This window comes from Tenacibaculum aquaeponti, from assembly GCF_052084715.1.
In the GTDB taxonomy this organism is placed as follows: Bacteria; Bacteroidota; Bacteroidia; order Flavobacteriales; family Flavobacteriaceae; genus Polaribacter.
Map to the genome: position 1 here is coordinate 638,403 of NZ_CP197288.1, position 11,853 is coordinate 650,255.

The 11,853-nt window shown below is 30.6% G+C and carries 1 protein-coding gene; it reads right to left on the bottom strand.

Features of this window, described 5'->3' with window-relative positions:
* Positions 1-147 precede the first annotated feature (147 nt).
* Positions 148-11,853: a T9SS type A sorting domain-containing protein gene (locus ACSIGC_RS03035; RefSeq protein WP_442266686.1), complete on the bottom strand. Its 11,706-nt coding sequence runs from the start codon at positions 11,851-11,853 to the stop codon at positions 148-150.

Below are 11,853 nucleotides of genomic sequence, written 5' to 3' on the forward strand. Positions count from 1 at the left end.
AAAAAATAAAAAACTCTGTCAACATAGTTATTAACAGAGTTTTTAATCCTTTGATTATTAATATAAAAGAAATAAAGTATTTTAAAATAAAAACTCTGTTAACATGTCCACTAACAGAGTTTTTTATTTAAAAATTTATATAATTTATTATCTAATGATAATCTTTTTAACCATTTTTTCGTTTTGAGTTTCAATTAATACAAAGTATAAACCTGGTACCATACTTAAATTATAATCGATCTTGTATTCTTTTTCATTCTCAACTTTCTTATAATCGATCATATCGTTACTTAGTAAACTATAAATCTTAACACTTACATCACTCTGTTCTTTTAACTCTAAATCTAAAGCAAATACTCCAGAAGAAGGATTTGGATAGATATTAAAATTAGTGATTAATGGAGTTTGTCCATTTGTTCCCTCAGAATCTGTACCATCACCTATTTCTTTTTCAGTAATTATTACAGTTTTTGTTTGGAATGCTTCACAATCTCCTTTTTTAGTGTATAAAGTTATTTCATACTCTCCTACTTCTTCAAAATAAAACTCAACAAATTCGTCTGTTTTTTCATTAAGTTTAACATTTAATGGTAAAATCCACTCTGAATCATCTGGAGCCGGATCACTTACATTTACAGCCACAATTGGCTCATTTACAAAAGCAATTGAAGAAACTAAGAAATTTGATGAAATATCATCTTTAGAGCGTTTAATTTCAATTTCGTCTGTAATAATACAACCATCTTCATTAGTTATCACAACAGAATATATTCCTTCTTCAGATACTTCTATTACACGTTCTGTGCTAGATAATCCGTTAGTAGAAGACCATTCATAAGAAACACCATTATCTATTGTAGCATTTAAAACATAAGTTTGATCTTTACATAAAGTAACATCCTCTCCTAAAGAAAATTCAATCTCATCTGGATTTGCTAAAACATAAGCCTTAGAAATTTTACAACCTTTACTATCTGTTATAATTACTTCATAAGTTCCTGAAGTTAAATTATTATTAGTATTAGTTGAATTTCCATTGTTCCATTCATAAATATATGGAGGCAATCCTCCTGATACTTCTATTTTAATATTACCATTACTTCCATTAAAACATTTTGGATCATTTATTTGTTCTGTACTGATAATTAACTCTGGTGGTGTTAATAATTCAATTTCTTTAGTCACAGAACATCCATTTATATCTACAACTGTTACTTCATATAATCCTGAAACTATATTATTTAAATCTGCTGTCGTTTCTCCATTGTTCCAAATATATCGGTAAGGAGCTGTTCCTCCTTTAACTGTACTTGTTATTGTCCAGTCATTTCCTATTCCACATGATACATATGATGACGCTAATGTTAACTCAAGAATTTCTGGTTCTGTAAATTTAATCGTTGAACTTCGAACTGTATTTCCGTTAGCATCTTCGATTTCTACATAATAATTACCTGGTGATAAATCTGAAAGAATATTTGCTGTACCTATTACAGTAGACGATGATTCTTCATACCATCTATATGTATAATCTTTAATTCCTCCTCTTACATTAGCCTCTACTGAACCATTGGATGAACCTTTACAGCTGATAATTGATAATTGAGTTAATGATACTTCTAATAAATCTGGTTGCGTTACTTCATAATCTCGAACTAAACGACATCCTTTTGTATCTTCTACAATTAATTGATATTTCCCTGATGGAATATTTTCTAAAACAGTAGTGTTCCCTCCAATTGAAACTCCATTTCCATCAAACCATTGATAAACATATCCTGGAGTTCCTCCTGTTAACTCAACTCTAATTGATCCATTTGATAATCCGAATCCACTTACATTTTCTATAGATTCATTTGTGAAATTAAACTCTGGTGGAGAAACTAAACTAACATCGTCTTTAATACTACAGCCATTAGCATCTACAACTGTTACTTCATATAATCCTGAAACTATATTATTTAAATCTGCTGTTGTTTCTCCATTATTCCAAATATATCGGTAAGGAGCTGTTCCTCCTGTAACTGTACTTGTTATTGTCCAGTCATTTCCTATTCCACATGATACATATGATGACGCTAATGTTAACTCAAGAATTTCTGGTTCTGTAAATTTAATAGTTGAACTTCGAACTGTATTTCCGTTAGCATCTTCGATTTCTACATAATAATTACCTGGTGATAAATCTGAAAGAATATTTGCTGTACCTATTACAGTAGACGATGATTCTTCATACCATTTATATGTATAATCTTTAATTCCTCCTCTTACATTAGCCTCTACAGAACCATTGGATGAACCTTTACAGCTGATAATTGATAATTGAGTTAATGATACTTCTAATAAATCTGGTTGCGTTACTTCATAATCTCGAACTAAACGACATCCTTTTGTATCTTCTACAATTAATTGATATTTCCCTGATGGAATATTTTCTAAAACAGTAGTGTTCCCTCCAATTGAAACTCCATTTCCATCAAACCATTGATAAACATATCCTGGAGTTCCTCCTGTTAACTCAACTCTAATTGATCCATTTGATAATCCGAATCCACTTACATTTTCTATAGATTCATTTGTGAAATTAAACTCTGGTGGAGAAACTAAACGAACATCATCTTTAATACTACAGCCATTAGCATCTACAACTGTTACTTCATATAATCCTGAAACTATATTATTTAAATCTGCTGTCGTTTCTCCATTGTTCCAAATATATCGGTAAGGAGCTGTTCCTCCTGTAACTGTACTTATTATTGTCCAGTCATTTCCTATTCCACATGATACATATGATGACGCTAATGTTAACTCAAGAATTTCTGGTTCTGTAAATTTAATAGTTGAACTTCGAACTGTATTTCCGTTAGCATCTTCGATTTCTACATAATAATTACCTGGTGATAAATCTGATAATTGATCTGTAGAACCTATAATTGTAGACGATGATTCTTCATACCATCTATATGTATAATCTTTAATTCCTCCTCTTACATTAGCCTCTACTGAACCATTGGATGAACCTTTACAACTGATAATTGATAATTGAGTTAATGATACTTCTAATAAATCTGGTTGCGTTACTTCATAATCTCGAACTAAACGACATCCTTTTGTATCTTCTACAATTAATTGATATTTCCCTGATGGAATATTTTCTAAAACAGTAGTGTTCCCTCCTATTGAAACTCCATTTCCATCAAACCATTGATAAACATATCCTGGAGTTCCTCCTGTTAACTCAACTCTAATTGATCCATTTGATAATCCGAATCCACTTACATTTTCTATAGATTCATTTGTGAAATTAAACTCTGGTGGAGAAACTAAACGAACATCATCTTTAATACTACAGCCATTAGCATCTACAACTGTTACTTCATATAATCCTGAAACTATATTATTTAAATCTGCTGTTGTTTCTCCATTATTCCAAATATATCGGTAAGGTGCTGTTCCTCCTGTAACTGTACTTGTTATTGTCCAGTCATTTCCTATTCCACATGATACATATGATGACGCTAATGTTAACTCAAGAATTTCTGGTTCTGTAAATTTAATAGCTGAACTTCGAACTGTATTTCCGTTAGCATCTTCGATTTCTACATAATAATTACCTGGTGATAAATCTGATAATTGATCTGTAGAACCTATAATTGTAGACAATGATTCTTCATACCATCTATACGTATAATCTTTAATTCCTCCTCTTACATTAGCCTCTACTGAACCATTGGATGAACCTTTACAGCTGATAATTGATAATTGAGTTAATGATACTTCTAATAAATCTGGTTGCGTTACTTCATAATCTCGAACTAAACGACATCCTTTTGTATCTTCTACAATTAATTGATATTTCCCTGATGGAATATTTTCTAAAACAGTAGTGTTCCCTCCAATTGAAACTCCATTTCCATCAAACCATTGATAAACATATCCTGGAGTTCCTCCTGTTAACTCAACTCTAATTGATCCATTTGATAATCCGAATCCACTTACATTTTCTATAGATTCATTTGTGAATTCTAATTTAGTAGGCTGAGTAATATTAATTTCATACTCAGAATTTCCAGCTGCATCAGTAGCTAAACAGTTATTTACATCTCTTACTTGAACTTTATAATCTCCTTTAACAAGATTTTCTATTGTAATAGAGTTTCCAGTAATTGAAGTCCAAGTAGTATACCCTGAAGTATTGGTGTATCTATACTCATAAACTCCTGTTCCTCCTGTAACGTCAACCTTAAAACTAGCATTACTTGATTCAAAACAAGATGCATTAACTTGACTAATCGATACTTCTACTTTTTCTGGCTGAGTAACTGTAAATATTGAACTCTTTTCTTCAATACCTTCTGCATTACTCACAATTACATAGTAATTACCAGCTGGAATATTTTTTAACTCTTTATCTGATCCGATTTCAGAATTTGTTGTTGCATCAAACCATTGGAATCTATTTCCTCCTGCTCCTCCAATAGTAATTACATCTAAAATAGCATTACTTTCTCCGTAACAGAAAATCTCTTGTGTTTGTTGGATAGAAACTAATAACTCTCCTGGATTTGCTAAATTATAAGTCTCTGAAAGGACACAATTCTTAGCATCAGTAATTGTAATTGTATATATACCTTCAGATAAACTCTCTATTTTACTTGTTTTATCATTAGTTGACTCGTCTAATATAGTTGAACCAGATTCATTTTCCCAAACATATTTGTATGGTGCTTCGCCTCCAACTATTATAACTTCTATATCACCATTATTTACAGTATCAGAAGTTGGACGCGCTAATTTTACTTTATCAATCGCATACTCCTCTGGTTGATTTATTATAATTTCTCTTTCAACAGAACAACCATTTGCATCAGTAATAATGACATTATAAATATCTGATTGAATATCATTTAATATATGAGAATCTATACTAGAATGAGCCCACTTATAAGAATATGGTCTAACACCACCTGCTACTGTTATTTCTATAGCCCCATCGGAACCTTTGTAACAAGTAACATCTGTTGTTTTTACATTTGTAATTTCTAAAATTGGTGGCTCTACAATAGTAACTTCTTGTGCTACTTTATTTCCGTTTTTATCTTCAACACCACTAATATTCAATAATTCTGATGTAGCACTTAACTCTAAAGTCTCTCCTTTTTCAATCCATGAATATGTATAAGGTTCAACTCCTCCTGTGACATTAGCTATTGCTGTTCCATTTTGACCAAAACAAGGAATATCATTTTTATTAATTCTAACTTCTAATTCTTCTGGTTGGTCAATTGTATAAGTAGGATTTGGCGTAATTTCACATCCTTTTGCATCAGTGACTTTAACTGTATATACTCCAGCTTTAACTCCCGTTAAATTAGCAGAAGGGTTTGATAAAGTAGCATTAGAAGCATCAGTCCATTCATAAGTGTAAGGTGAAGTTCCGCCTTCTACTTCAATAGAAATACCTCCATTAGATAAATCGAAGCCACTTACATCTGTGATAGTATAATCTTTTATACTTAAAGCTGCTAGTGGTTCAGTTATAACTATCTTCTTTTCAAACTCACAAACTAAATTCTTGTCGATTACTTTTACTATATATTCTCCTGCTTTTAGTCCATTAAGCTCATTTCCTGATGATCCATTACTCCAACTATATGAGTAATCTCCAACTCCTCCTGTTGCTTCAACTTTAATAGATCCGTCTTCTCCTCCAAAACATGAAACATGAGAAACTGTAGTATTTGACTCTGTAATTTCTAAAACTGGTGGCTCTACAATAGTAACTTCTTGTGCTACTTTATTTCCGTTTTTATCTTCAACTTGAATGATATAAACTCCACCACTAATATTCAATAATTCTGATGTAGCACTTAACTCTAAAGTCTCTCCTTTTTCAATCCATGAATATGTATAAGGTTCAACTCCTCCTGTGACATTAGCTATTGCTGTTCCTTTTTGACCAAAACAAGGAATACCATTTTTATTAATTCTAACTTCTAATTCTTCTGGTTGGTCAATTGTATAAGTAGGATTTGGCGTAATTTCACATCCTTTTGCATCAGTGACTTTAACTGTATATACTCCAGCTTTAACTCCTGTTAAATTAGCAGAAGGGTTTGATAAAGTAGCATTAGAAGCATCAATCCATTCATAAGTGTAAGGTGAAGTTCCGCCTTCTACTTCAATAGAAATACCTCCATTAGATAAATCGAAGCCACTTACATCTGTGATAGTATAATCTTTTATACTTAAAGCTGCTAGTGGTTCAGTTATAACTATCTTCTTTTCAAACTCACAAACTAAATTCTTGTCGATTACTTTTACTATATATTCTCCTGCTTTTAGTCCATTAAGCTCATTTCCTGATGATCCATTACTCCAACTATATGAGTAATCTCCAACTCCTCCTGTTGCTTCAACTTTAATAGATCCGTCTTCTCCTCCAAAACATGAAACATGAGAAACTGTAGTATTTGACTCTATAATTTCTAAAACTGGTGGCTCTACAATAGTAACTTCTTGTGCTACTTTATTTCCGTTTTTATCTTCAACTTGAATGACATAAACTCCACCACTAATATTCAATAATTCTGATGTAGCACTTAACTCTAAAGTCTCTCCTTTTTCAATCCATGAATATGTATAAGGTTTAACTCCTCCTGTGACATTAGCTATTGCTGTTCCTTTTTGACCAAAACAAGGAATATCATTTTTATTAATTCTAACTTCTAATTCTTCTGGTTGGTCAATTGTATAAGTAGGATTTGGCGTAATTTCACATCCTTTTGCATCAGTGACTTTAACTGTATATACTCCAGCTTTAACTCCTGTTAAATTAGCAGAAGGGTTTGATAAAGTAGCATTAGAAGCATCAGTCCATTCATAAGTGTAAGGTGAAGTTCCGCCTTCTACTTCAATAGAAATACCTCCATTAGATAAATCGAAGCCACTTACATCTGTGATAGTATAATCTTTTATACTTAAAGCTGCTAGTGGTTCAGTTATAACTATCTTCTTTTCAAACTCACAAACTAAATTCTTGTCGATTACTTTTACTATATATTCTCCTGCTTTTAGTCCATTAAGCTCATTTCCTGATAATCCATTACTCCAACTATATGAGTAATCTCCAACTCCTCCTGTTGCTTCAACTTTAATAGATCCGTCTTCTCCTCCAAAACATGAAACATGAGAAACTGTAGTATTTGACTCTGTAATTTCTAAAACTGGTGGCTCTACAATAGTAACTTTTTTATATGCTACATTTTCATTCTTATCTTTAACTGTAAGTACATAATTACCAGCTCCTCTATTTAAAAGTTCAAAAGTATTACTCAACTCTGTTGATTCACCCTCTTTTTTCCATGAATATACATATTCAAATACATCGAACTTAACACCTCCTGAAACTTTTGCTGACAAACCAACTGATTCATCACCATTACATTTTATTTCTCCTGTCTTAACTATTTCATCAATAACTAACTTTTGAGGTTGATTTATTGTATAAAGCTCAGAAAGTACAGTACATTTTTCATTTGTTAATGTTAATTGGTAAGTTCCAACTTGAACATTTTCAAGATTCTTTTCTGTACTTATAATGTTGGTTTGGTCTTTTAACCTCCATTCATATTTATAATTAGTAGTAGTTCCTCCATCAACTTCAATTACAATACTACCATCTCCTTTTTCAAAACCAGTTAAATCTTTTATCTCTGCTTTTGTTACTTTTAATGCTTTAGCAGGCTCGGTAATTATGAATGTTGAAGAAGCCTTAGTACAAATATTTTTGTCTGTAACTTCAACAAAATATTCTCCTGCTTTAAGATTATTAATGTTTTGATCTGTATTTGTGTAATTCGTATCTCCTTTTTTAATCCATTTAAAAGAATAAGGTTCAGTTCCTCCAGATGTATCAAAAGGCATACCTCCTACGACATCTATTTTAATTTCTCCATTACTTCCGTTAAAACAGAAAACATCTATTTTTTCTTTTAAAGAAATTTTAATTTCTGAAGGCTGATTTATACTTATTGTTTTAAATGTGGTTATTCCTTTAGCATCTTTAATATCGATTCTATAATCTCCAGCTTCTAAACCTGATAATCGATCTAATTTTAAATTACTAGAATTTAGTAAAGTGTATGTACTTCCATCTAATTTATACCATTTATACTCAAAATCTGAAGGTGAAGAATTAATTGGATATCCACCTTCAACTTTAGCAAATAATTCTGCTGAAGCTTCTCCATTACATTGAATAAATTTTGTTTGAGTTAATGTAACACTAAGAGGTAATGGCTCTTTTACCTCATAATTAGCCGTAACAAAACAATTATTATTAATCTTATCTTTAACTTTTACTGTATAAATTGCAGCAGGTAAATTAGAAATGATAGCAGAATTTGCTCCGGTAAATGCCCCATCTTTATTGCTAATCCATTCATAATTATAGTTACCACTTCCTCCTGTTACGTTTACAGAAATAGAACCATTACTTTGATTAATAATATCGTTATGGATAATACTTGGAGAACCAAGTACTAATTGTGAAGGTCTATTTATCGTTACAGATTTTGGAGCGCTTATACAGTTTAAATTATCTTTAATAAAAATTTGAAAAGTTCCATTACTTCTATTAACAATAGTGTTATTATTTAAACTAGAAACTGGTTGAAAATTAGTTGTATTACCTATTGAAAATTCATAAGGTGCTTTTCCTCCTGTAATTAATAATTCTATTTTACCATCATTTAAATTATAACAACTTATATCTGTCTTTTTTAATGTGAAACTTATTAATGAAGGCTCTCCTAAATTTACACTAGTACTAGATTTAGAAATATATGAATCATAAACTTTAACATAATAATCTCCAGATTTTCCTTCGAAAGTAATTGTATTTGATCCAGAAATTAGGTTATTATTTTTATACCATTCAAACCTGTATGTACCTTTTCCTCCTGTAGGATTTGCTTTTAAAATTCCTTTTTCTCCATTACAAGTTATTGGTTTTTGTATAGTAACAGAAACTTTTAGCTCTTGAGGTTGTGTAACAATAATCTTTTTAGTTACTATAGTACAGTTATTTCTATCTTTAATTGTAGCTATATAATCACCAGCATATAACCCAGTAATTGTTGCTCCTTCTTTAGATATACTAACACCATCTTTTATCCAAGTTATTGTATAACTATTAGTTCCTCCACTAACATTTAAACTAATACTTCCCAAGTTTTGATTATAAACATTATTATGAGTTACACTAGGGTTTGGATCTACATATAATTCAGGGTTTTGATCTATTTTTTTAGATTCAAAAAGTTGTGATGTACAACTAGGTATATTTTTATTTCTAACTTTAAACTTATATCCAACAGAAGAGGCTTTTACTGAAAAAGAGTTTTCATCTTGCCATTTTATAGTTCCTGATTCGTAAATTCCATATTCGTAAATTATTCCGGATTTTCCACCCTCAGCTACTACTTTAAGTGTAGCATTTTCTCCATAACATTTTATAGGAGATACGATTACTACATCTTTAATAACAATTTCAGACGCTTCTTGGACAGTAATACTTTTTGTTCTTTCTCCATTTCTTGAGTCTTTAATAATTACTGTATAAGTACCTTTCTTTAAATTTTCAGTAATTGTAGATGATCTAACTACATTATTTATAGTTTTTAATGTTGTTGTTCCTCTTTTTATAATTACCGTATATTTTTCATAACCTCCTGAAATATTTGAAATAGTTAATTTACCATTTCCTTCAAAACAATCTGCTTTAATTTGAGTTAAAGAAAAATCAACAGGATCTGGTTTTATTATTGTAGGTAATGTAAACTCTTTAGAACAATTGTTAGCATCTGTATATTTTATGATGTGTGTACCTGCTGGTAAATCTGTTATTGTGAAACCACTTGCAGCTCCTAATTTCTCAGTTGTTACCGTAGAAGTATTACCATTTAATATAATTATATATTTATATTTATTACCACTTAATCTTGTACCTCCAGTTACACTACTTATATATATAGTTCCGTCATTATTATTTACAGCAGAAGGATGAGTAACCGCTGAAGATGGTACTGCGCTTTGTACTATTTGAGTTGCGGCATTAATCGTAACATTCTTTACAATTTCAATATTACTATCATTTCTAGCTTGACAATTTTTAGAGTCTAGTATAGTAACCCTTTTGTTTCCTGGAGATAAATTTTCTATAATAGTTTCTGCTACTCCTCCTACAGAAGAAGTTGAAAATGTTTTTTTGTAAGTTCCGTCAACATAAACTTTATAAGTATCTGAGCCTCCTGAAGCTTTTACTTTTATTTGACCATCATTTTTCCCAGGACATGTTTCATTTTGATTTAAAGTTACCGAAAGAAAAAGTACGGGTTTAGGTGTTCTTATTTCGTAAAATGAATTTCCGTTATTTGGAAATTTTAAAGCCTCACAATTCTGCACTAAGTTTCCAAAACTATTTCTTCTATAACCAGTTACTTCTATATAATAATCACCATCAACAATTAAATTACCTAACCTATCAGGATGAGTATCCCTTTGCCATGAATAACTATATGTACCATCACTTTCTTCATTTAAAGTAGTTATATTGGTATTTACATTCCATGTAACAATTGAGTTATCTTGAAGTTTCTTCTTTAATGAGATATTTATTTCTTCACTATCAAATAGTTTTCTAGCAAAAAATAAAGTAAAGTTTTTTACTTCATCATAAGAACAGCTAGGCGAATCAAAAGTTGGTGGTTTTGCTGCTTTTGGAGGCTCAGGTAAAAATTGAAGTGTTAATATATTTGAAATATCATTATCTCCATTACATGAGGGATTCATTCTTACTCTTATTTTTTTATTATTAAGAGCTTTATTTTGATCTACTTCACTAGAGTAAAAATCAGATAAACCTAGAGAAACACTACTTTGTCCAGTGATAGAACTTAAGCTTCGCCATATTGATCTAGGATAGTATTTTTCTCCTGTATAATTATTATAAGCATTTAAAGCTTGAATATATCTATCGTACCACCTTCTACAACCTGGACTTGGTTGTCCTCCTCCTAAAATAGGTACGCGATTTACTAACTCTTTTTCAGCATCTTTTTGATTCGGAGGAGCACTTCCTGTTCTTGGTAATATTGGATTTCCTGAATCATTATTAAGGGTTTCACATTCAGCATAAACTTCGAAAGCAGTTTCCATAGCTATTTGTAAAGCTTCATACTCATCCGTTTTAGTTAATACAGTATTAACATTATCTTCAAACTCCCATCTATAAATATTATTTTTATGAATATTATCAAAGCCAGGTATTGAATTTATTGCTATTTTATCATTTTCACATACTAGTTTTGTTATATTAGGAGAAGAACTATCTGCATATGAAAGTTTAGTTACAGGTGTTATTGTATACTTAAAATAACTATGGATAGTTCTTAAGTTTTTCCTCATAAACCCTGATCTTGATCCTTCAAAACACGGATAATTAGTTATATCAAATCTAACATCAGAATAATCTCCGGAGTGGCATCCTCCCCAACTATTTTCATCATTAACATATGATGTAAATCTTACATAACTAATCTTGTCATTATTTTGAAATGTTATATCTTTAGTTACATCTATATTAGAAAAATAACTTTTAGGCCCAAATTTTTCTAAAACTACTTTTTGTCCACTATTTAAATATGCTGCTAATTCATAATTGTTTCTACTAGTACAAATATCTTGAAGTTGTGTATGTTCTAATCTAAACCTATACGTCAATTTATACTCTTGCGAGAATATTTCCAATATGGAAAACAACAATAAAATTAATAGTAAATTTCTTTTCAT

What these genes read in the sequence shown, in the direction of transcription:
- ACSIGC_RS03035 (WP_442266686.1), bottom strand. Translation starts at nt 11,853, where the DNA reads ATGAAAAGAAATTTACTATTAATTTTATTGTTGTTTTCCATATTGGAA.